The organism is Clostridioides sp. ZZV14-6153 (assembly GCF_020657855.1).
In the GTDB taxonomy this organism is placed as follows: domain Bacteria; phylum Bacillota; class Clostridia; order Peptostreptococcales; family Peptostreptococcaceae; genus Clostridioides.
Genome location: NZ_JAGWCZ010000004.1, coordinates 25,130 through 48,975, shown reverse-complemented (window position 1 = coordinate 48,975; position 23,846 = coordinate 25,130). Strand labels below are relative to the sequence as shown.

The window sequence follows — 23,846 nt, the reverse complement described above, 5'->3', positions numbered from 1 at the left end:
TAAAAAGTAGCACATTAAAATTCTAAGATTAGTTGATATTTCCTGCTTTATTAGCAAATAACTCCTTAATAAGATTGTTTCTAGTAGCTAAATCTCCACTAGAATTATTTGTTTTTTTCATAATTACAGAATAACGCTTTTTATTGATAAAAAATATTAAAATCTTATCATCATCAAAGTTGTATTCTTTGTATCTATCAATAGATTTATAACCTAAATTTAAGATGTCCTTATCTTTTATGCTATCTACATCCAAAACATATGATGGGTCAGCCTTTAGTAATATATTAATTAAACATTTTTCTTCACCAGCACAAAATAAATCAACCTTATTTGATATAGACTTAGATTGTTCTGAAGTTATTTTTACAGGAATAAGATTACTATTGCTATCTCTTAAAAGAGAACCATATGTGTCTTGTTGATATACTAAATTAACTTTTTTCTTAGGAACACTTACCATCTTATCTAAATGTACATAATGATGATTTTCAACAAAGCCTTCATTTAATATTTCAACAAAGTTGTCAATTTTACCTAAACAAAAAGATTCTATAGATTCTTTACAGAATTTATTTGTAAATGGTATAATGTTTACGTTTTCCTCGTCTGTATTCCATGCTATAGCATAATCCAATGAATATACTTCTTCCTCTATATCTGCAAAATTATATTGTACTATGTTTCCTTTCAAAATTACTCGACCTCCATCTTATAATATATTTAATATACTTTATAAAACTTATATTATATTTAAATAATATCATAAATTAAATGAATATGATATAGTAAATGATGAAAAAATTGAAAAAAATAACTATAAATGAGTATTAAATATAAATAGTGTACACTAATGGGATGGAAAATGTCCACTATTAACTTTATTACCCCGCATGTTTATAATTAAATTATTAATATAAAATAGAATCTATCAACAATGAATGGACTTTTAAAAGAACTTAATATAAAATTAATTAAATAAATACTTAAAAATGCTTTACTTTAATGATAAAATCGTATTAAAGGAGGTTAATTTTATGGATATAAAAAATAAAATTAAATCTATGTTTTTGCCAGAAAAAGATGACTATTTAGATGATGAAGAATTTGAGGATGATATAGAAATTAATGAGGATAATTCAGAAGAAGATAATAATGTGCATTTAAATGACTTAAGCAGAGTGAAATATGACTATAGAGAATTAAAAGACATAGAAAATCAAACTGAAGAAATGTGTTTACTAGCAGTAAGGCAAGATGGTACAATAATAGAATTTGTAAAAGATAAGACTGATAGGGTATGTATGGAGGCAGTAAAACAGACTTATAAAGCTCTCAAATACATAACAAATCAAACCGAAGCTATATGTATAGAAGCAGTAAAACAGAATTACAGAGCCTTATATTACATAAATGACAAGACAGAAAATATATTAATTGAGGCTATAAGAAGTGCATCAACTCATGATGTTATGGAAGTTTTTAGATTTGTAGAAGAGCAGACAGAAGAAGTATGCTTAGAATTAATAGAAAGGGCATCAAAAAATGATGTGGCAGAAATATTAAAGGATATAAAAGAGCAAACTCCAACAATATGCTTAGAAGCAGTAAAAAAAGATGGAAAGTCTTTAGCTTATGTTAAGGAACAAAATGATAGTATATGTTTAGAAGCAGTAAAGGAAAACTATAGTGCATTGCCTTGTGTAGAAGAACAGACAGAAGAAATATGTATAGAAGCAGTAAAGCAAAATGATTTTGCCTTGTATTATGTAAATGAACAGACAGAAAAAATATGTATAGAAGCAGTAAGACGAAGTTATATGGCTCTTCAATATGTAAATAAGCAGACAGAAGAAATCTGTTTAGAGGCAGTAAGAAATGATGGAAGATCACTACAATATGTAAAAGAGCAGACAGAGGACATTTGCTTAGAGGCAGTAAGACAGAATGGAAAAGTATTACAATATGTAAAGAAACAGACCGAAGAAATATGTATAGAAGCTATAAGGGGCTCATTTAAAGACTTTGAAATAAAAGAGATATTGAGCTATATAAAGGTACTAACAGAAAAAATATGTGTAGAGGCAGTAAAGCAAAATGGAAATATTCTTAAATATATAGAAGAGCAAACAGAATTAATGTGTATAGAGGCAGTAAAAGAAAATTACAGTGCTATACAATATGTAAAAGAGCAAACAGAAAAAGTTTGCTTGGAAGCAGTAAATCAAAGTTTTGAGGCACTTAAATATGTAAAAGAACAAACAGAGGATGTTTGTTTAAGAGCAGTAAGACAAGACTATAGAATGCTGAAATATGTTAAAAATCAAACAGAAAAGCTATGCTTAGAAGCAGTAAAACAGAATTACAGAGCTTTGGAATATGTAGAAAATCAAACAGAAAAAGTTTGTTTAGAGGCAGTAAAACAGAATAGAAAAGCACTCCAATATGTAAAGCAAAAACAAAGTTAAACATATATATTATGAAAGTAAAAGCAAAGCTAAGATATATCATAAAAATAAATATAAAATTAAAGATTTATAATAAAAATAAAAGCACACAACTTATACGCTATAAGTTATGTGCTTTTATGCATATAAAGCTTAATAAAACTCTTTTATTATAACTTTTTTATTATATAAAAAATAACAAAATGATTATATAGGTCTTTTTTTGACCAGTTTTACAATTTCAATAACTAGTTTTGAAAAATATATTGAATTTTCTCAAAAAAGACGCTATTCTATATATGTAAAATTTTTTTCTGGAGGTAATAATGTTTAAGAGATATGCTGATAAAATGACATCTGTTTTAATTTATAAAAATATGATAGATAGCAATGAATCTAGGGTGTATTCTTATGGATTTGAAATATTAATTGCTTTTATAGTTAATATAACGACCATACTACTCTTAGGTTTTTTATTTGGGAAATTTACATATATATTATTTTTTTTAATATGTTACTGTCCAATAAGACAATTTTCTGGAGGGTATCATGCAAATAACTATTTTAGATGTCTATTAACCTTTGTTTTTATAATTTTATCTACAATATTTATTATAGAAAATCTAAATGTAGATTTATTTAAAAATATTATTATGATTATTGCTAGTATTAGTTGGATTGGAATTTGTATTATGTGTCCAGTAGAGCATAAAAGTAATCCTATAAGTGAGGTAGAAAAGTTAACTTATAAAAAAATTGCTATATCTATATCTACAGTAGTCTTGTTAATGACAGTTTCAAGTTTTTCATTAAATGTGTTTATGGATTACTTTATATATAGTGCTTTTGCAATGTTTTGGATTTGTATAATGCTAGTATTAGGTAAATTAAAATCTAAAAAAAGTATAAGTAAAATGTGTATGAGGGAGAATTAAATTATGAAAAAGTTTATTGTGAAAATTATGAAGTGTGCTAGTTCATTAGCACTGAGTACTGCAATTTTGTCAGCAAATAGCACTTGTCCATGGATTATACATCAACCTAAGGTACCAAAAGAAATTAAGAATTTAAAAAAGATAAATTAAAAACAAGCAATTATTCATATGAAATCATTATAAAAAAATATTATGCTTTAATAAATATAAAACAAGTAAATTACTTACATATAATTATTATAAAAAAGAAATTGTTATACTTTAATAAATATAAAACAAGCAATTATGAACAAATATTTTATTTTATGAGCACATAATATACTTTATTTTGTAATGTATAAGTGTGCTAATTTAGGGGGATATAGTGTATCCATTGAAATGACTTACTAGTAGTAAGTCATTTTTGTATTGTATGTATTTTAAGCAAACTGTATGATATAATGAAGGGTAAAGTTTAATTAAAACAGTAAAAAACTTTAGTATAGATAGTAGTTTAGGAGGTAGGTTATGAGTATAATACATAAATTTTCTATGAATGGATATAATATCGTTTTAGATGTGAATGGAGGAGCTGTTCATGTATTAGATGATGTTGCATACGATTTATTAGATTTTTATAAAGACAAAAGTAAAGAAGAAGTGCTAGATATATTAAAATCTAAATATCAAGAAGAAAAAATAAATGAAGCATATGAAGAAATATTAAATTTAGAAAAAGAAGGTCTTTTATATACAGAAGATACATATCAATATCATCCAAGTTTTGTACATAGAGAGCCTGTAGTAAAAGCACTATGTTTAAATGTAGCCCATGATTGTAATTTGAAATGTAAGTATTGTTTTGCTGCTCAAGGGGATTTCGGTGGAGAAAAAGAACTTATGAGTTTTGAAGTTGGTAAAGCAGCAATAGATTATTTGATTGCCAATTCAGGAAGTAGAAAAAACTTAGAGATAGATTTCTTTGGTGGAGAGCCTCTAATGAACTTTGAAGTTGTAAAGCAATTAGTTGAGTATGGAAAAAGTATTGAAAAGGATTATAATAAAAATATAAGATTTACAATAACTACAAATGGTGTGCTGTTAAATGATGAAATTATAGATTATATAAATGAAAATATGCATAATGTAGTTTTAAGTTTAGATGGAAGAAAAGAAGTCAATGATAATATGAGACCAACTTTAAATGACAAAGGTAGTTATGATATTACATTGCCAAGATTTAAAAAACTTGTAGAAGGAAGAGCAAAAGATAAGTATTATTATATAAGAGGTACATTTACAAGAGATAACTTAGATTTTTCTAAAGATGTTATGCATTTTGCAGATTTAGGATTTAAATTAACATCTGTAGAGCCAGTTGTTGGAGATGAAAGTAATCCATATGCACTTAGGGAGGAAGATTTACCAAAGATATTTGATGAATATGAGAAATTTGCTGTAGAGTATGCAGATAGACAATTACAAGGAGATGGATTTAAATTTTTCCATTTTATGATAGATTTAAATCAAGGACCATGTGTAATAAAGAGAATAACTGGATGTGGTGCTGGAAATGAGTATCTTTCTGTAACACCAAGTGGAGACATATACCCATGTCATCAATTTGTTGGAAATGAAGAATTTAAAATGGCAAATATATTGGATAAAGAAATTGTACTTCCAGAAAAGTTAAAAAATACATTTAGAGAAGCTCATGTATATACTAAGGAAGAGTGTAAAAAATGTTGGAATAAGTTCTATTGTTCAGGTGGATGTCATGCCAATGCAATAAATTTCAACAATGATATATCAAAACCATATGAGTTGGGCTGTGAAATGCAAAGAAAGCGTACAGAATGTTCTATTATGATACAAGCAAAATTAATGTTAGAAGGAGCAAATAATTAAATTTATATCTTAGAGGAGTTGTTTATATATGATTAGAGATTATTTAGAAGATAAACCTTTAATTGATGAAAGTGTCTTTGTAGCAAAATCAGCAGATATAATTGGAAATGTTAAAATCGGTAAAGATTCAAGTGTATGGTACAATGCAGTAGTTAGAGGAGATGAAGGGCCAATAACTATTGGAGAAAATACTAATATACAAGATTGTTCAATAGTACATGGAGATGAAAATACTGTAATTGGGAATAATGTGACAGTAGGACATAGGTCAATAGTTCATGGTTGCAAGATTAGTGATAATGTTTTAATTGGAATGGGTTCAATAATACTAGATAATGCTGAAATAGGAGAATACACTTTAATAGGAGCAGGTACATTAATTACATCTAATAAAAAGTTTCCACCAGGAGTTTTAATAATGGGTTCTCCTGGAAAAGTAGTTAGAGAACTTACTGAAGAAGATAAAAAATATATTGATGAGTCATATCAATGGTATTTAGAAGCAGCACAGAATCAAAAATAATAATTAAAGAGTGGTTGTTTCAAAACATGCTTAAATTTGTTTTGAGGCAACCACTAATTTATTTTAATTTTGAGAAAGCAGTTGTTTAGAATAGGTATGAAATGTCAAAAATAAAAATTAACTGAGTTAAAGAAATTTAATAAAATTACTAGTATATGTGATAAAATTAAATATTAAAGAGGATATAAGATATTAGTATATCAATTAGTAAAATAATGTCGTAGGCATAGATAAATTAAGGTGTAAGTTTTTGGGTATACCTATTCTAGGAGTGAAAAAATTTGAGAATAAGTTATAGGAATTTAAAGAGATATAGAGAAATTGGATATATTTTGATAAAGTATGGTTTTAGCTTTATTGTAGAAAGATTAAATATAGAGGGCATAGCATATAAAATACCACTATTTGACCCACCAGAAGAAATAAAAAATATGACAACTGGTGAGAGAATGAAAAGAGTCTTAGAAGAACTAGGACCTACATATGTAAAAATAGGTCAAATATTGAGTACAAGAAAAGACTTGTTAGACCAAGATATAATTGATGAAATATCAAAGCTTAGAGATGATGTAGAGAAGTTTGATTCAAATATAGCCATTGAAATATTTAAAGAAGAAGTAGGATTAAGCATAGAGGAAGTATTCTCAGAATTTAAAGAAGAACCAATAGCAGCAGCTTCAATTGGTCAAGTTTATGAAGGAATACTTAAAACAGGAGAAGAAGTAATTGTAAAAATTCAAAGACCTAATATAGAGAAGATAATAAAATCTGACTTGGAGATTCTTAGAACTATTGCGCATACATTAAAAGACTTAAAAAAAGACTTTAATTTAGATTTAGAACAAATGATAGAAGAATTTCAAACTCAATTAATGAGAGAACTTGACTACAATTTTGAATCTATAAATGCAACTAAATTTTCTAGGATATTTAAAAATAGTGATGAAGTATATATACCAAAAGTATATTCAGAATATAACAGTAAGAGAATCTTAGTAATGGAGAAAGTTAAAGGTACAAAGTTAAGTGATGTAGAAAAAATAAGAAAATTAGGCTACAATACAAAAACTATTGTTGAAATAGGTGTTAGGTCTTTTTTTATACAGGTATTGTCACATGGTTTTTTTCATGCAGACCCACATCCAGGTAATATATTTATAGTTGGTAAAAACAAGATAGCATATATAGACTTTGGAATGATTGGAATTATTGATAACAAAACTTTGAACCAATTAAATGAAATTGCATTAGCTGGTGTAGAAAAAAATGTTGATAAAATAATATACTTGTTAATAGAAATGGATGCATTAAATGGAGAAGCTGATGTTAAAGGTCTTAGACAGGATTTACTGTATCTAATACATTACTATTATGATATCTCTATAGAAAAGATAAATGTGACAGATATATTAAATGAATTGTTTAGATTTTTTAGACAGTATAAGATAATTATGCCTGCACAGTTTGTAACACTTGCAAAGACTATTATAACATTAGAGGGTACAAGTAGAACTTTAAATACAGATTTTTCTCTTGGCTCTATGGGAAAAGAATTTATGAAGCATCATTATAAAAATAAATTCAATCCAAAGAATGTAGTTTTAAACTCAAGACAAAATGTAGAAGAGATATTACTTGATGTAAAAACTATTCCAAAACAGTTAAAAGCAATCTTAAGAAATGTAGAAAGAAATAATATAAAAATGCAAATTGAAGATGTTAAAATGATAAGATTAGAAAATTGTATACTAGAGTTAACGTCTCAAATATCACTGAGTTTAGTGTTAGCATCGATTATAGTAGGTTCTTCACTTATAATTGCATCACCAAATATAGAAAATAATATATGGATAAAATTTACTGCTATAGCAGGGTTCTTTATTTCTTTTATAATAGGGCTATGCTTAGTTATAAGAAGTATTAGGTCAAAATACAAAAAAGATTAGGGGGAATTAAATTTGAAAAAATGGACACTGAAATACAAAGGGAAGATAGAGGAAAGTGAATTTAGCAAAAAACTTAATATTTCCCCGGAAATCTGCCAAATTTTAAAAAATAGAGGTATATATACTGAAAAAGATTCAGAAATATTCATGAATCCATCTTTAGACTATTTAAGAGACCCTTTATTAATGAAAGATATGCAAAAGGCTGTAGATAGAATAAAGTTAGCTATTGATAAAAAAGAAAAAATTTGGATTTATGGGGATTATGATGTTGATGGCGTATCTTCTACTTCTATTTTATGCTTATATTTTAATAGTATAGGATATCATGTGGATTACTATATTCCAAATAGACTAGAAGAAGGCTATGGTATAAATGAAGATGCTATAAAGCTTATAAGCTCTAGGGGATGTGATTTGATTATAAGTGTTGATTGTGGAATTACATCAGTATCTGAGGTTAATCTAGCAAATAATTTGGGTATAGATGTTATAATAACAGACCATCATGAATGCCAAAATGAAATTCCCTCAGCTTTTGCAGTAATAAATCCAAAGCAAGAAGATTGTAACTATCCATTTGATGCACTATGTGGATGTGGTGTAGCATTTAAAATGATACAAGCACTTACTCCAAAAGAAGATTTTAAGGCTAGCATGTACGATTATTTAGAAATAGTAACATTGGCAACTATCTGTGATATTGTTCCACTTGTGGATGAAAATAGAATAATTGTAAAAAATGGTTTAAAATTAATGAAAGAAGGCAAAAATATTGGATTAAGAGAGCTTATAAAAGTTTGTGGTGTAGAAAGTGATAAAATAGGTTCTTCTCATATAGGTTTTGCAATTGGGCCTAGAATAAATGCATCAGGACGTTTAGGATATTCTTATTTGGGTGTTGAGTTATTTACTACTCAATCTAAAGATGAAGCTGTTGAAATAGCTAATATATTGGAAGAAAAAAATAACGAAAGACAGATGATAGAGGCTCAGATGTATCATGAAGCTGAGGAAATGTTAAAGTCTAATAGCAGATATAATGATGATAAAGTATTAGTTCTAGCTAAAGAAGGTTGGCAACATGGAATAATAGGAATTGTAGCATCTAAGTTGACTGAAAAATACTACAAACCAACGATTCTTTTAGGTGTAGAACATGGAGAAGCTACTGGCTCAGCAAGGTCAATAAAAGGATTTAATATATTTGAGGCTCTTGTAAAGTGCAAAGACTTAATGACTAAGTTTGGTGGGCATGAACAAGCAGCGGGATTGTCTTTAAATTCAGAAAATGTGGAAGCTTTGGCTAATGAAATAAATAAGTTTGCAGATTATAATTTGACTGAAGATGATATGATAGAAAATGTAAATGTTGAATTTGAACTACAAGAAAATGTAATAAGTTTAAATCTTGTGGAGGAATTACATAAATTAGAACCATTTGGATTAAATAATCCTAATCCTAGATTTATAGTTAGAAATTATATTCTAAAAGATTTAAAAATCATAGGTAAAAATCAACAACATTTGAAATTAAGCGTAGAAAATGAAAAGTGCTATGAATGTATAGGGTTCAATATGAGTCATTTAAAATCATTGTATAAGGTAGGAGATAAAGTCGATGTATTGTTCCAACTAGATGAAAATAACTATATGGGAAATAGGAAAGTGCAGTTTTTACTTAAAGATATTAGATTAGCTCGACCTAAAAGTGCAAGTAATGACAAACTTTCGCTAAAATTAATGTCAAAAATAATACCAAAAGATTCACAAAGCTTGTATAATATATCTGAGTCTGGTTTTGAATTGTTTGATGGAAATACAGATATAAATATATTTGATTATTTTGAACAAGAGACATTGATAATATCTAATTCTATAAATGGATTCTATAGAGCCATATCAGATGTATCACTCATAGACTTGGATTTTAACATAAATTACAATATTATTGAAGATATTAACAAAAATACTGATAAATTAGAGCTTATATTTTCTCCTAATATTGATAAAATAGACTTAAAAAGATATAATAATATTATTCTTTATGATTATTTATACAATAAAGGCGAATATTCGTATATATATGAGAATAAAAGAGAAGAAAGTGAAATTATAAAATATTATAATAAAACAGACCTATTATATTTAAAGAATGTAGTTAGTAATATAGTTCCATCAAGAGATGAATTTATAACAATTTATAAACAAGCACTTATAAAAAAAGAAATTGATTTAGATATGGTAAATATAAAGGGAACTTTTAATGTAATTCCATTAAAGTTTTTTACGATATTGAATGTGTTTAGAGAATTAAATTTACTTGACTTTAATTTAAATTATGAAAAAAATTCTGTATTCATAAGAATATTGCCAAAACCACAGAAAAAATTAGATTTAAATGAGAGTTTAATACTCAATAATCTAAAAAAATTAGAAAAACAATACAATAGCAGTTATTAGGAGGCGTTTCCCATGGATTTAAAAAACTTTATAAGGAATATTGATGATTTCCCAAAGCCAGGTATAGATTTTAAAGATGTTACAACTCTATTTAAAGATGGAGAGGCATTTAAATATGCAGTAGATTCTATGGCTGGAGAATTGAAAAGCAAAGGTGTGGATTTAGTAGTAGGGCCAGAAGCAAGAGGATTTTTGATGGGTACACCTGTAGCATATGCATTAGGAGTAGGATTTATTCCAATTAGAAAACCTGGAAAGTTACCTGGAGAAGTTGAGAGTTATGAGTATGGATTAGAGTATGGTACGGATACTTTAGAAATACATAAAGATGCAATTAAAAAAGGTCAAAAAGTGGCAATAGTAGACGATTTATTGGCTACTGGTGGAACTATGGAAGCTGCTGCTAAGCTTGTAGAAAAATTAGGTGGAGAAGTAGTTTCTATGCAATTTTTAATTGAGCTAGAATTCTTAAATGGGAGAGAAAAGTTATCTAACTATGATGTTAATTCTCTTATAAAATACTAGTACTTTTACAATAGTTGGTATAGCACCAACTATTTTCATATATATTAAAATTTTATACAAAATAGGTGGTTATATGCATGATAAAGAATTACAAGAAATAATTGAAAAGATAAAAGTTTATGCACCTAATGCAAATTTTGAAAAGGTTGAAAAAGCCTACAATCTTGCAAAAAAAGCGCATGATGGACAATATAGAAAATCTGGGGAACCATACTTTATTCATCCATTGGCAGTGGCAAATATTTTAATAGAGATGGAATTAGATATTGAAACTATAACAGCAGGTTTGCTTCACGATGTTGTAGAAGATACAGAATATACCTATGAAGACATAACAAAAGAATTTGGGAAAGAAGTAGCGGATTTAGTTGATGGAGTAACAAAACTTGGTCAGATAAAATATCGTTCAAAAGAAGAAACTCAATCTGAAAATTTAAGAAAAATGTTTCTAGCAATGGCAAAAGATATAAGGGTTATACTTATAAAGCTTGCTGATAGATTGCATAATATGAGAACATTAAAATACATGCCTCCAGAAAAAGCAAAGTATAAAGCAAAAGAAACACTAGAGATTTATGGAGGTATAGCCCACAGATTAGGTATATCTAAGATAAAGTGGGAACTAGAAGACAGAGCATTAAGGTTTATGGACCCAGAAGGGTACTATGAATTAGTTGATAGAGTGTCAATGAAGAGAAGTCAAAGAGAAGACTATATACAAGGGATTGTTGAGCTTCTTAAAGATAAGTTTAAAGATTTAAGTATACCATGTGATGTATATGGTAGACCAAAGCATTTTTACAGCATTTATAGAAAAATGCAGAAAAAACACAAGACTTTTGAAGAAATTTTTGATTTAACAGCCGTAAGAATACTAGTAGATAATGTAAAAGACTGTTATGCTGTACTTGGTATAGTTCATACATTATGGAGACCTATTCCAGGTAGATTTAAAGACTATATAGCAATGCCAAAGCCAAATATGTACCAATCATTACACACTACTGTTGTAGGGCCTGATGGAGAGCCTTTAGAGATACAAATAAGGACTCATGAAATGCATAATATAGCAGAAAATGGTATTGCAGCACACTGGAAATATAAAGAAGGTATTTCTGGCAAAGAAGTAAAAGTTGAAGAGAAACTTCAGTGGTTAAGACAAATGATGGAGTGGGAAAAAGATTTAAAAGACCCACAAGAATTTATGGATGCACTTAAAGAAGATGTATTTAATAGTCAGGTTTATGTATTTACTCCACGAGGAGATGTAATTGAATTACCAGCAGAATCAACTCCTATAGATTTTGCCTATAGAGTTCATACAAATGTAGGAAATAAATGTGTTGGAGCAAAAATTGACGGAAGAATAGTACCTATTGATTATAAGCTTCAAAATGGTAATATTGTTGAAGTACTTACATCATCTAATTCTAATGGTCCAAGTCGAGACTGGCTTAACATAGTAAAAACACCAAATGCAAAGAGTAGAATTAGACAATTTTTCAAGAAAGAAAGAAGAGAAGAAAATGTTGACCGTGGGAATACCATATTAGAAAGAGAATTTAAGAAACATGATATACCACAGAAAGACCCTCTTGTTGAAAAATACATGGCACTAGTTGCCAAGAAATTTAATCAGCCAAGTGTTGAAGATTTAGTTGCAACTGTAGGTTATGGTGGTATAATGTCATCTCAAGTTGTATCTAAAGTAAAAGATTTGTATTTAAAAGAAATTAAAAAAGTAAAAAAAGAACAACAGATGCAAGAAGAAGATTTAAATAAACACAATATGAGTGAAACAGAATACAGCAAAAAGAGAAAGAAAAATTCATCACAAGGTATTATAGTAAAAGGACTTGATAATATCTTAGTAAGGTTTGCTAAATGTTGTAATCCACTTCCAGGAGATGAGATTGTGGGGTATATCACTAAAGGTAGAGGTGTAGCTATACACAGAGCGGATTGTCCAAATGCAAATAATAATGGAGATTTCTTCCAAAATAGATTAGTGGAAGTTTCATGGAGTTCAGCAGGTAAAGGCAAGTTTGAAGCTGAGATTCAAATAAAGGCTGCTGACAGAAGAGGAATTGTTAATGAAATAACTCATATTGTTGCAATGGATAAACTTAGCTTAAATGGAATAAATGCAAGAAAAGGAAAAGATAGTATTGTAAGTATAAATCTACTTGTAGAAGTTAATGACACGGAGGAATTGAAAATTCTAATGAAAAAATTAAAAGCAATTCCTGGTGTAGAAAGTATTTATAGAATGACAAATTAGAGTTAAAATAATAGGGAGGAAAATATGAGAGCAGTAGTACAAAGAGTATCTTCATCTAAAGTTACAGTAGATGAAAACATTATAGGTCAAGTAAATAAGGGGTTGCTAGTACTGTTGGGAGTAACTCATGATGATAAATCAAGTGATGTAGACTACATGATTGATAAAATATTAAACCTAAGAATTTTTGAAGATGAAAATGATAAGATGAATTTATCTCTAATGGACATAGGTGGAGAACTTTTAGTAGTATCTCAATTTACTTTATATGGAGACTGTAGAAAAGGAAGAAGACCTGGATTTAGTAACGCAGCTAGACCAGAGCTTGCAAATGATTTGTATGAAGAATTTGTAAAAAAAGCCAAAGATAAAGGTGTAACAGTAGGTACAGGTCAATTTGGAGCTCATATGATGGTAGAATTAACTAATGATGGACCAGTAACAATACTATTAGACTCAAGTAAATCTTTTTAAGGGGGAAAACTTTAATGGTTATAAAAAAATTTGTAGATAGTTATTTTGGAGTAAACACTTATGTATTAGGTGATGAAAAAACTAAAAAATGTGTAGTTATAGACCCAGGAGGAAGTTTAGTAGATACATTAAGCTTTGTAAAAGAAAATGGATTGAATGTTGAATATATAATTCTTACTCATGGACATGGTGACCATATAGGGTATGTTAAAGATATTAAAGAGAAGACTGGTGCTAAGGTAGTTGCACATATTGATGAAAAAGAATTATTAAATGATAAAAATAAAAACTTAAGTTATACAATGAGATGTGGTGCACAAGAATTTGATGCAGATATATATGTAAATGATAAAGATAAGCTTGAACTTGGTGAACTAAAAATGACTTTCTTGCATACTCCAGGTCATACACAAGGGTGTATGTGTATAAGAGTTGAAGATGACATGTTCACAGGAGATACGTTGTTTGCTGGAAGTATTGGTAGAACTGATTTATATAGTGGAGATTTCCACCAAATGGAGAAATCACTTAAAAAATTATGTAAATATGAAGATGCTGTTAGAGTATACCCTGGTCATGGACCAACTAGTACTCTAGGTGTTGAAAAGAAGACAAATCCTTACATGTAATTTTATATTAATATTTAAAAATAGTATCAAATATTTAATAACTGTATCAGTGAGGGGGTTCTTCTAGTGTTTAATAGAAGGAGTTAAGTTGATGTTGGATGTTTTTTTAAAAGGACATGATTATAAGTATGAAGTAGCAGAACTTATAAAATTGTTTACTAGTGAATTTAAATTTAATGACTTTGCTGATTGTAGCAATAGTATGGAGTCAAGATACTTAATAAATAGATTGGTTTATGAAAATGATACTTTACTTTCAATTACTGAGTATTATGAAGGTGGTAACTTAAAGTATGAATCAATGCAAAATATTAAAGATATAAATACTGAGTTTTTAAATGGATTTTGTAATAATAAGACGATTGAAGAGTTTTTAGATAGACTAGATAATGAAAGTAAGAGAAAGATTAGAAAATTATGCAAAGAAAGTATTAAAAAAAGTATGTTTATAGTACTTAAACAAATATTTAATTCTTATGTTCCATGGGGCATTTTGACTGGTATCAGACCAGTCAAAATTGTCCACAATCTGATGGATGAAAAACTAGATGATAATAGTATAAGAACTATTTTAAAAGATAACTATTTTATAATGGATGAGAAAATAGATTTAGCTCTTGAAATAGCTAAAAGAGAACGCTTATTTATGTATCCAATAGATAAAAATAAAATTTCTCTTTATGTAAGTATTCCATTCTGCCCAACTAGATGTGTATACTGTTCATTTCCCTCAAACTCATTAAAGCAATTTGGCCATTTAAAAAGAGAATATGTTTATAAATTGATTGAAGAAATTAAAGGATTTGCCAAGGTTATTGAGGATACTAATAAAGAAATTGAAACTCTATATATCGGTGGTGGAACTCCTACTACATTGGATGAGGAAGAATTGGATTTACTTATAAATGCTCTATTTAGAGAATTGGATTTAAGCAAAATTAAAGAGTTTACGGTAGAAGCAGGTAGACCAGATACTATTACCAAAGAAAAATTAAGTGTATTAAAAAAACACAATGTAAGTAGAATTAGTATAAATCCTCAAACTATGAATGATGAGACTTTGGTTAAAATTGGAAGAGAACATAAAGTTTCTGATTTAGCAGATTGTTTTATTATGGCTCGAAATATGGGATTTGACAATATAAATATGGATATAATTTTAGGACTTATAGATGAAGACTTAGACATGGTAAGAAATACATTAGAGGAAATAAAAAAACTTTCTCCTGAAAGTCTTACAGTTCATACATTAGCTATAAAAAGAGCTTCTAACCTAAATATAAATATGGATAAGTACAAAGAACATTTAACTCAGTATGAAGAAATGATAAAAATGATAGATTTATCAATGAAATATGCTAAGGATATGGGACTTAATCCATATTATATGTACAGACAAAAACATATGCTAGGTAACTTAGAAAATATAGGTTATGCTAAAGAAGGATATGAGTGTATTTACAATATACAAATTATGGAGGAAAAACAAAGCAACTATGCCTTGGGTGCAGGTGCTATATCAAAATTTGTTTATGTAGATGAAGATAGAATTGAAAGAGTAGAAAATGTAAAGAATGTTGAACAATACATTGATAGAGTAGATGAAATGATAAAAAGGAAGAAAGAAGAGGTATATAAAAATGTTGACTAAAGCTCCCAGAGGAACTAAAGACATAACTCCAAAAGAGGCTTATAAATGGCGTTATGTAGAAAATAAATTTAGAGAAATATGTGCTTTATATGGGTATGAGGAAATGGTAACTCCTATATTTGAACATACAGAACTTTTTAAGAGAAGTGTTGGAGATACTACAGATATAGTTCAAAAAGAAATGTATTCTTTTAAAGATAAAGGGGATAGAGAAATTACTCTAAAGCCAGAGGGTACAGCTGGTGTAGTCAGAGCATTTATAGAGAATAAATTATATGCAGATACTCAACCAACAAAATTATTTTATGTTACACCTTGTTTTAGATACGAAAGACCACAAGCTGGTAGACAGAGACAATTTCATCAATTTGGTATAGAAGCACTTGGAAGTGATACTCCTTCAATGGATGCTGAAATAATAGCACTAGCTGTTCAATTTTTTAATGAAGTTGGATTAAATGATTTGGTAGTGAGTATAAATTCAGTGGGTTGTCCAGTTTGTAGAAAAGAGTACAATGCTTTATTAAAAGAATATCTTGATTCAAAAGCAGATATATTATGTGAGACTTGTAATGAGAGAAGAGAAAAAAATCCAATGAGGGTTATAGACTGTAAAAACCCTACATGTAAAGAAAATATCAAAGATATACCATTTATTGCAGACCATTTGTGTGATGATTGTAAAGCTCACTTTGATAAACTTCAAGAATACTTAAAGGAAATGAATATAAACTTTGTAATTGACAAAACAATAGTTAGAGGATTAGATTACTATAGAAAAACTGCTTTTGAAATTATATCTAATGATATAGGTGCTCAAAGTACTGTATGTGGTGGAGGTAGATATGATGGTCTTGTTGAACAACTAGGGGGTCCAAAAGGTATAAGTGGAATTGGATTTGGACTAGGTATTGAAAGACTTTTACTTACACTTGAAGGCAATGGAATTGAAATAGAAAACCCTCAATCTACAGACATATTTATAGTAACTATAGGTGAAGAAGCAAATACAAGAAGCTTTAAATTGTTGAAAGATTTGAGACAAAATCATATAAGTGCGGATAAAGACCATATAGAAAGAAGTGTAAAAGCACAATTTAAGTATTCAGATAAAATAAATTCAAAATTTACAATAGTAATTGGTGATGACGAGTTAAAAAATGACACTGCAACATTAAAAAATATGAAAACATCAGAGCAAACTACTGTAAAATTAAGTACATTAGTTGAAGAATTAAAGCAAAAGCTGTAAAATAAGAAAGTATGATGTTTTGTGTATTAGATAAATATATAGCATTAAAATTAAATAAAATGGAGGTAGTATCTTGGAAACTTTAAAGGGTTTAAAGAGAACTCACTACTGTGGAGAGTTGAGAGAAAAAAACATAAATGAAGAAGTTGTACTTATGGGATGGGTACAGAAAAAAAGAAACTTAGGAGGACTTGTATTTGTTGATTTAAGAGATACAAGTGGATTATGCCAAATAGTTTTTGACACAGATGTAGATAAAGAAGCTTTTGAAAAAGCTGAAAAATTAGGTGCTGAGTTTGTAATAGCAGTAAAAGGAAAAGTATGTGAAAGACAGTCTAAAAACCCTAACATGCCAACTGGGGATATAGAGATATTTGCAACTGAACTTAGACTTTTAAATAAATCAGAAACTCCACCTATTTATATAAAAGATGATGATGATGTTTCAGAAGCACTAAGACTAAAATATAGATACTTAGACCTTAGAAAGTCATCTATGCAAAGAAATTTAAAATTAAGACACAAAGTAATGAATATTACAAGAAATTACTTATCAAATAATAGATTTTGTGAAATAGAAACACCATTTTTAATTGCTCCAACACCAGAAGGAGCAAGAGATTATCTTGTACCAAGTAGAGTTAATCCAGGGAAATTTTATGCATTACCACAATCACCACAATTATACAAACAATTATTAATGGTAAGTGGAATGGATAGATATTTCCAAATAGTTAAGTGTTTTAGAGATGAAGACCTAAGAGCTGATAGACAACCAGAATTTACACAAATAGACTGTGAAATGTCTTTTGTTGAACAAGAAGATGTTATGAGTATGATTGAAGGTTTGCTTGAAGTTATATTTAAAGAAGTTTTAAATGTAGAATTGACACTTCCACTTCCTAAAATGACTTATGCAGAAGCTATGGCTAGATATGGTTCAGACAAACCAGACACTAGATTTGGTTATGAGCTAACAGATATATCTGATGTTGTTTGTAATTGTGGATTTAAGGTGTTTGCTGATGCTACACAACCAGGAAAAAGTGTGAGAGGTATAAATGTAAAAGGAAAAGCTGACGATTTTACTAGAAAACAAATATCTTCATTAGAAGAACATGCTAAAACATATAGAGCAAAAGGACTTGCTTGGATGAAAGTAGGTCAAGATGGAGTAACTTCTCCGATAGCAAAATTCTTTAGTGAAGAGGAAATGAATGCTATACTTACAAGAATGAATGCAGAAGTAGGAGATTTACTTTTATTTGTAGCTGATAAAAACTCAGTAGTATTTGATGCTTTAGGACAAGTTAGACTTGAAGTGGCAAATAGACTTAATATACTAGATAAGAATGTATATAACTTATTATGGGTAACTGAATTCCCGGTTTTTGAAGAAGATGAAGAAACAGGTAAGTTTGCAGCAATGCATCACCCATTTACATCACCTATGGATGAAGATTTAGATAAACTAGAAGATGGAGATAAATCATCTTTAAGAGCTAAAGCTTATGATATTGTATTAAATGGATATGAAATAGGTGGAGGAAGTGTTAGAATATCAAATTCAGATGTTCAATCAAGAATGTTTAAAGCACTTGGTTTTACAGAAGAAAGAGCTAATGAGAAGTTTGGTTACTTATTAGAAGCATTCAAATATGGAACTCCTCCTCATGCTGGACTAGCTTTTGGGCTTGATAGACTTGTTATGTTGCTTGCAGGAGCGGAAAATATAAGAGAAGTTATTGCATTCCCTAAAAATCAAAATGCTGTTTGTCCTATGACAAATGCTCCTACAGTAGCAGATGATGAGCAATTGGATGAATTAAGTATAAAAGTTGATATAAAAGATAAAGAGTAATATATGAATAAGAAATAATATATAAAAGACTGTCGCACTAAAAAATAGGGCGACGTCTTTTTTTTATACTATCTAATAGTAATAATTGTCAATTAAAAGTACCATTAACTATTGTTTACACAATCCTAAAAAAGAATTCTGTTAGATTAGTAAAAGTCAAACTATTCCTACCTGATACTACAAACAATAAAATATCATATTAGACAAAAAAATCAAAAAATTACCAAATTAAAAATTATTTAAAAATAAATTGACAACGATTTCAAGTTGTTATAATATGTAATAAAGAACTTGTTATATAATGTTATAAAAATACTACATGAGGAGGTGACTAAAATGGATGAAAAAAAGCATAAAAAAGAAATGGACTTAGAGGTAAATTCATTTATTCCTTTGTACCAACAACTATATGACAATATAAAAAAACAAATAGCAGCTGGTATATATAAACCAGGAGATAAACTTCCATCTGAAGTAGACTTATGTAAGGAGTTTAATATAAGTCGTATAACTGTGAGAAATGCGCTTAATGAACTTGTAAAAGAAGATATATTATGTAAAAAGCGTGGAAAAGGAACTTATGTAACTATACCAGAGAGAATAGAAGCAACATGTGCGGGAAATAGTTTCACTAATTCTTGTCATCGTATTAATGCAAAACCAAGTACTAAGATAATCTCTATTTTAATAAAAAAAGCTGATAAGCAGGTGGCTGAAGCTTTAAATATTGAACTAGAAGAGAAGATAATATGTATTAAAAGACTTCGATTAATAGATGAAGTACCTGTTATTTTTGAAGTTGATTTCTTTAGAATAGATTACATGTTTTTATTAAAAGAAGAGCTGGAAGATAAGTCTTTAATGGAAGTTATATCCAACAATATAAGTACATTGCCTAATCGTGTGGAAAATATATTTGAAGTAAAACACTCAAACAAAGAATATTCTGACCACCTTAAATGTGCAAGCAATATGCCATTATTAAAAGTAAGACAATTAGTATATACAGAGAATAATGATGTTTTATATTACAATGAACAATTTATAAGAAGTGATAAGTATAAATATGCAGTATCAGCAGAAATATAATTTACACTTAGGAGAGGAATAAATATGAGAAAAATAATATTAGCGTCTCATGGAGACTTTTCAAAAGGGCTTTTAGATTCAGTGAAAATGATAGTAGGAGATTTAGCAAATTGCGTTAATTCATACAGTTTATATCCTGGACAAAGCGCTTCAGATTTTGCTTTAGAGTTAGAAAAAACAATAGTAGAAGATAAAGAATGTGAATATATAATTTTATCTGATTTATACGGAGCAAGTGTATGTACTGCTATGTTAAGGTTAACTAAGTTACATAATGTTAAGTTATTTTCAGGAATGAACTTAAATATGGTATTAGAGCTTCTTACAAGATTTTCTGATAAATTAACAACTGAAGATGCAGAACAGTTAGCAAAAGAATCTAGAATGGGAATACAAAATGTAACATTACAAATAAATGAAGAAGAAGAGGTATTTTAGTTTATGGACAATAAAGGAATATTATCAGTTTTTAAAAACAAAAAACCAATTATAGCAATGATACACTTAAAGGGAGATACTTCAGATGATATTTTTGAAAGAGCTAAAAAAGAAATTAGTATCTTAGAAGAAAATGGTGTAGATGGAATAATGTTAGAAAATTACTACGGCAATTATTATGATTTAGAAAGAATACTTGAATATGTATCAAAAGCCAATTTATCAATACCATATGGAGTAAACTGCTTAAACATTGATACTATGGGATTTGAACTAGCAACAAGATATAATGCAAGATATGTACAAGTTGATTCTGTAGTAGGTCATGTTAAACCTAGAGATGAGGCTACTTTAGAAGAATTTTTCAAATTACACCGCTCAAAATGTCAAGCTTATTTAATTGGAGGGGTACGTTTTAAGTACCAACCAGTTTTATCAGAAAATACTGTTGAAGAAGATTTAAAAATAGGGATGACAAGATGTGATGCTATAGCAGTTACAGAAAATGCCACAGGGCAAGAAACATCAATGGAAAAAATAGAATTATTCCGTAAAAATGTAGGAGATTTCCCTTTAGTTATTGCAGCTGGAGTTACATTAGAAAACGCAAAAAAGCAACTTGAAATAGGGGATATGGCAATAATAGGAAGTTACTTCAAAGATAATTACCAAGACTTTGGAGATGTTAGTGCAGAACACGTAAAAACATTTATGGATGAAATAAAAAGAATTAGGGAGGAATTATAATGATTAAATTAGTAAGGGTAGACCACAGACTTATACATGGACAAGTAGCATTTACATGGACAAAGTTTTTAAATACAGATTGCATACTAATAGCAAGTGATGAATTATTAAAGGATGATTTAAGAATGGCAGGGCTTAAAATGGCTAAGCCATCTAATGTCAAACTTGTAATGAAAAGTATAGCAGATTCTATAAAAGCACTTAATTCAGGTGTTACTGATAAATACAATCTTTTGATACTTTGCGAATCTGTAGAAGATGTTTATAGACTATCTAAAGAAGTTAAATCTATTAAATCAATAAACCTTGGTGGAACAAAATCAGATGATAATCGTGAAAATATATCTAAGGCAGTTCATGTATCAAAGGATGATATAAACATGATTAAAGAATTAGATTCAGAAGGTGTAAATGTATTCGTACAATTAGTTCCTGATGATGATGCTACAAATGTAATGAAATTAATATAATTTTTAGGGGGATAAAAATGGAATTTACACAAGTTATTCTAATAACTCTAATTGCATTCTTTGCATATATGCATTGTTTTGTAGGTTCTACAATGCATAATAGACCTATAGTGGTTGCACCGCTTGTTGGTTTAGCACTAGGAGATTTACGTACAGGTATAGTAATAGGGTCAACATTAGAACTAGTATTTATGGGTGCATTCCCAGTTGGAGCAAGTAATCCTCCTGACTTTGTATCTGGTTCTATTATTGCTACAGCATTTGTAATATTAACTGGTCAAGATGTATCCGCAGCAGTTGTACTTGCAGTTCCTATAGCAACTTTAGTATTACTTATAGACAACTTCTTAATGACAGTAGTACTTACATGGGGAGCTCATCTTGCTGACCGTTATGCAGAAGATGGTAACATTGAAGGTGTAGAACGTATACAATTATTATTTGGTATAGGTAATAAATTAATACTAGCAGTAATAGTAGGTATAGGATTCTCATTAGGTGTTCCAGTAATAGAAAAGATACTTTCATTTATACCATCATATGTAATTCATGGTATGGATGTTGCAGCAGGCGTGATACCAGCAATAGGTTTTGCCATGTTAGCTAGAATGATGCTTAACAAGAAAACGATAGCATTCTTATTATTAGGATTTATAATGGTTGCTTATTTAAAAATAACAGTAACAGGAGTTGCATTATTTGGATTAGCAGTAGCTCTAATATATGTTAACTTTGTAGGAGAAAAGGAGGTAGTAGTGGATGACAACGAATTCTAAAAAATTAGAAACAATTTCTCCAGATAGCAAAATAACAAGAAAAGACTTTTGGAAATGTTTTAGAAGATCTCTAACATTAGATTCATCTTGGAACTACGAACGTATGCAAAATATAGCATATGCATATATGATGGCACCAATAATCCGTAGATTATATAAAGATGATAAAGAAAAAAAATCTCAAGCTTTAAAAAGACATCTTGAATTTATGTCAGTTACACCTCATATAAGTACTCTTTTAGTTGGTATATCTGGAGCTATGGAAGAAGAAAATGCAAAGAATGAAGAATTTGATGCAAAGAGTATAAATGCTGTTAAGTCAAGTTTAATGGGACCAGTTTCTGGAATAGGAGATTCATTTTTCTGGGGAACATTAAAGCTTATAGCAGCTGGAGTTGGTATAGCTTTAGCTTCTCAGGGGAATATAATGGGTCCAATTTTATTTCTTCTAATAATAAATGTTCCTCACTTTATTATTCGTTATATATGTCTAGATAAAGGATTTAAGTATGGAACTCAATTTTTTAAAGATGTAAGTGGCTCAAATATAGTCTCAAAAGTTATGGAAGCAGCATCAATGCTAGGGCTTATGGTAATTGGAGGTATGACTGCATCTAATGTAATACTAAAACTTAGTGTTAATGTAGGTAGTGGAGAATGGGCAGAACCTATTCAAACTTACTTAGACCAAATAATGCCATGTATGCTTCCAGCTATGATATTTGGAATTATGTATTGGTTATTAGGAAAAAAAGTCAAGACAACTACGATATTAATTTCAGTTATGGTTATTTGTATAATATTAGCTGCAGTTGGGGTAGTATAAATAAAATTATGAATATGATTTTTGATAATCTTTTCTACAATTGAAACCTATAAAGGGGGATGTCGCACTAAAAAATAGGCGACTCCCTTTTTGAATAAAAAATAAATCTAAAAGAATTACTAATTTTATGCCCATAATGGCAAGCACCTTTTTCTTTTTTATCTATTAAAGTTATCTTTATCTTTGGTCTTTTAACCATAATCTTACACATCCTTCTTTATATTTATATTCACTATAACAAAAATACTATATTTAAAAATTTTATCGTGAATTTGTTTTTAAGTAAATTTTGTTTGAAAAACTATTTTTATAGTAATAATCAGAAAATTTAGACTAAATTTCATTAGTAAAGTTGTAATAAATTCACTAAAAATAAGTTAGAATAGGTGAAATTAGAAGTATTTATAAGCGTTTATAAAAAATATTTGAGAATAAATTATATGTTATAAAATTTTAATAAAAAAAGTATAATTCTAATAAAACTGAAATAAATTTAAATTATGTGTGAATAGTCTAAATTTAAATAATAATTTTAGACCATTTATCTATCTATAACTTAAATTATATCAAATTGATAATAAACTATATATTATACTTTTTTGTAGAGTAGAATTATAATTATAGAA

General features: G+C 28.6%; 22 protein-coding genes. 20 read left to right on the top strand and 2 right to left on the bottom strand.

Annotated elements, in window-relative coordinates; translation table 11 throughout:
* Positions 1 to 28: 28 nt before the first annotated feature.
* The gene (locus tag KGF46_RS07040) at positions 29 to 694 is read right to left on the bottom strand and encodes a hypothetical protein (protein WP_227840118.1); all 666 of its coding nucleotides are present in this window, start codon (positions 692 to 694) and stop codon (positions 29 to 31) included.
* A 343-nt stretch (positions 695 to 1,037) separates the two neighbouring features.
* On the opposite strand from KGF46_RS07040, the gene KGF46_RS07035 reads away from it, so the two are divergent.
* The 20 genes from KGF46_RS07035 to KGF46_RS06940 all read left to right on the top strand — a co-directional run bounded on the left by KGF46_RS07035 (position 1,038) and on the right by KGF46_RS06940 (position 23,220).
* On the top strand, positions 1,038 to 2,468 hold the full coding sequence (locus KGF46_RS07035; RefSeq protein WP_227842598.1) for a DUF4116 domain-containing protein: 1,431 nt from the start codon (positions 1,038 to 1,040) through the stop codon (positions 2,466 to 2,468).
* 305 nt (positions 2,469 to 2,773) lie between these two features.
* Positions 2,774 to 3,382, top strand: coding sequence for an accessory gene regulator ArgB-like protein (locus KGF46_RS07030; protein WP_227827523.1), 609 nt, complete (start codon positions 2,774 to 2,776; stop codon positions 3,380 to 3,382).
* Between the two features lie 3 nt (positions 3,383 to 3,385).
* Positions 3,386 to 3,532, top strand: a complete 147-nt coding sequence (locus tag KGF46_RS07025; RefSeq protein ID WP_227434483.1) for a cyclic lactone autoinducer peptide — start codon at positions 3,386 to 3,388, stop codon at positions 3,530 to 3,532.
* A gap of 357 nt (positions 3,533 to 3,889) precedes the next feature.
* A complete protein-coding gene (gene scfB, locus KGF46_RS07020; RefSeq protein WP_227840120.1) occupies positions 3,890 to 5,269 on the top strand; it encodes a thioether cross-link-forming SCIFF peptide maturase in 1,380 nt (459 codons plus the stop codon).
* Between the two features lie 28 nt (positions 5,270 to 5,297).
* Positions 5,298 to 5,792, top strand: coding sequence for a gamma carbonic anhydrase family protein (locus tag KGF46_RS07015; RefSeq protein ID WP_227824277.1), 495 nt, complete (start codon positions 5,298 to 5,300; stop codon positions 5,790 to 5,792).
* A gap of 281 nt (positions 5,793 to 6,073) precedes the next feature.
* A complete protein-coding gene (locus tag KGF46_RS07010; protein WP_227827521.1) occupies positions 6,074 to 7,738 on the top strand; it encodes an ABC1 kinase family protein in 1,665 nt (554 codons plus the stop codon).
* 12 nt (positions 7,739 to 7,750) lie between these two features.
* Positions 7,751 to 10,201, top strand: a complete 2,451-nt coding sequence (recJ, locus tag KGF46_RS07005) for a single-stranded-DNA-specific exonuclease RecJ (RefSeq protein WP_227827520.1) — start codon at positions 7,751 to 7,753, stop codon at positions 10,199 to 10,201.
* Positions 10,202 to 10,213: 12 nt separating this feature from the next.
* The gene (locus KGF46_RS07000) at positions 10,214 to 10,726 is read left to right on the top strand and encodes an adenine phosphoribosyltransferase (protein WP_227827519.1); all 513 of its coding nucleotides are present in this window, start codon (positions 10,214 to 10,216) and stop codon (positions 10,724 to 10,726) included.
* Positions 10,727 to 10,799: 73 nt separating this feature from the next.
* Positions 10,800 to 13,007, top strand: coding sequence for a RelA/SpoT family protein (locus KGF46_RS06995; protein ID WP_227827518.1), 2,208 nt, complete (start codon positions 10,800 to 10,802; stop codon positions 13,005 to 13,007).
* A 24-nt stretch (positions 13,008 to 13,031) separates the two neighbouring features.
* Positions 13,032 to 13,481 (top strand): D-aminoacyl-tRNA deacylase, encoded by a 450-nt coding sequence (dtd, locus tag KGF46_RS06990; RefSeq protein ID WP_227827517.1) that lies wholly within the window; start codon positions 13,032 to 13,034, stop codon positions 13,479 to 13,481.
* A gap of 14 nt (positions 13,482 to 13,495) precedes the next feature.
* Complete coding sequence (locus KGF46_RS06985; RefSeq protein ID WP_227827516.1) at positions 13,496 to 14,110, top strand: MBL fold metallo-hydrolase; 615 nt, start codon at positions 13,496 to 13,498, stop codon at positions 14,108 to 14,110.
* A 91-nt stretch (positions 14,111 to 14,201) separates the two neighbouring features.
* The gene (locus tag KGF46_RS06980) at positions 14,202 to 15,761 is read left to right on the top strand and encodes a coproporphyrinogen III oxidase (RefSeq protein WP_227861886.1); all 1,560 of its coding nucleotides are present in this window, start codon (positions 14,202 to 14,204) and stop codon (positions 15,759 to 15,761) included.
* Positions 15,751 to 17,013, top strand: a complete 1,263-nt coding sequence (gene hisS, locus KGF46_RS06975; protein WP_227827514.1) for a histidine--tRNA ligase — start codon at positions 15,751 to 15,753, stop codon at positions 17,011 to 17,013. Before KGF46_RS06980 ends, hisS begins: the two co-directional genes overlap by 11 nt.
* Positions 17,014 to 17,086: 73 nt before the next feature.
* Positions 17,087 to 18,874 carry an aspartate--tRNA ligase gene (aspS, locus tag KGF46_RS06970; RefSeq protein WP_227840125.1) on the top strand — a complete coding sequence of 596 codons (1,788 nt, stop codon included), beginning with the start codon at positions 17,087 to 17,089 and terminating at the stop codon, positions 18,872 to 18,874.
* 336 nt (positions 18,875 to 19,210) lie between these two features.
* A complete protein-coding gene (locus KGF46_RS06965) occupies positions 19,211 to 19,963 on the top strand; it encodes a GntR family transcriptional regulator (RefSeq protein ID WP_227850199.1) in 753 nt (250 codons plus the stop codon).
* A gap of 24 nt (positions 19,964 to 19,987) precedes the next feature.
* Positions 19,988 to 20,401: a PTS sugar transporter subunit IIA gene (locus KGF46_RS06960; protein ID WP_227434496.1), complete on the top strand. Its 414-nt coding sequence runs from the start codon at positions 19,988 to 19,990 to the stop codon at positions 20,399 to 20,401.
* 3 nt (positions 20,402 to 20,404) lie between these two features.
* Positions 20,405 to 21,148 (top strand): BtpA/SgcQ family protein, encoded by a 744-nt coding sequence (locus tag KGF46_RS06955; RefSeq protein WP_227854612.1) that lies wholly within the window; start codon positions 20,405 to 20,407, stop codon positions 21,146 to 21,148.
* Positions 21,148 to 21,618: a PTS sugar transporter subunit IIB gene (locus KGF46_RS06950; protein WP_227434498.1), complete on the top strand. Its 471-nt coding sequence runs from the start codon at positions 21,148 to 21,150 to the stop codon at positions 21,616 to 21,618. Before KGF46_RS06955 ends, KGF46_RS06950 begins: the two co-directional genes overlap by 1 nt.
* 17 nt (positions 21,619 to 21,635) lie before the next feature.
* Positions 21,636 to 22,394, top strand: coding sequence for a PTS mannose/fructose/sorbose/N-acetylgalactosamine transporter subunit IIC (locus tag KGF46_RS06945; protein ID WP_227827510.1), 759 nt, complete (start codon positions 21,636 to 21,638; stop codon positions 22,392 to 22,394).
* Entirely contained in the window at positions 22,378 to 23,220 is an 843-nt protein-coding gene (locus KGF46_RS06940) for a PTS system mannose/fructose/sorbose family transporter subunit IID (RefSeq protein ID WP_227850197.1), read from the top strand. The genes KGF46_RS06945 and KGF46_RS06940 overlap by 17 nt, the downstream gene beginning before the upstream one ends.
* 67 nt (positions 23,221 to 23,287) lie before the next feature.
* Here KGF46_RS06940 and KGF46_RS20020 read toward each other — a convergent pair whose 3' ends face one another.
* Positions 23,288 to 23,419 carry a hypothetical protein gene (locus tag KGF46_RS20020; RefSeq protein ID WP_255619150.1) on the bottom strand — a complete coding sequence of 44 codons (132 nt, stop codon included), beginning with the start codon at positions 23,417 to 23,419 and terminating at the stop codon, positions 23,288 to 23,290.
* Between the last annotated feature and the right edge of the window lie 427 nt (positions 23,420 to 23,846).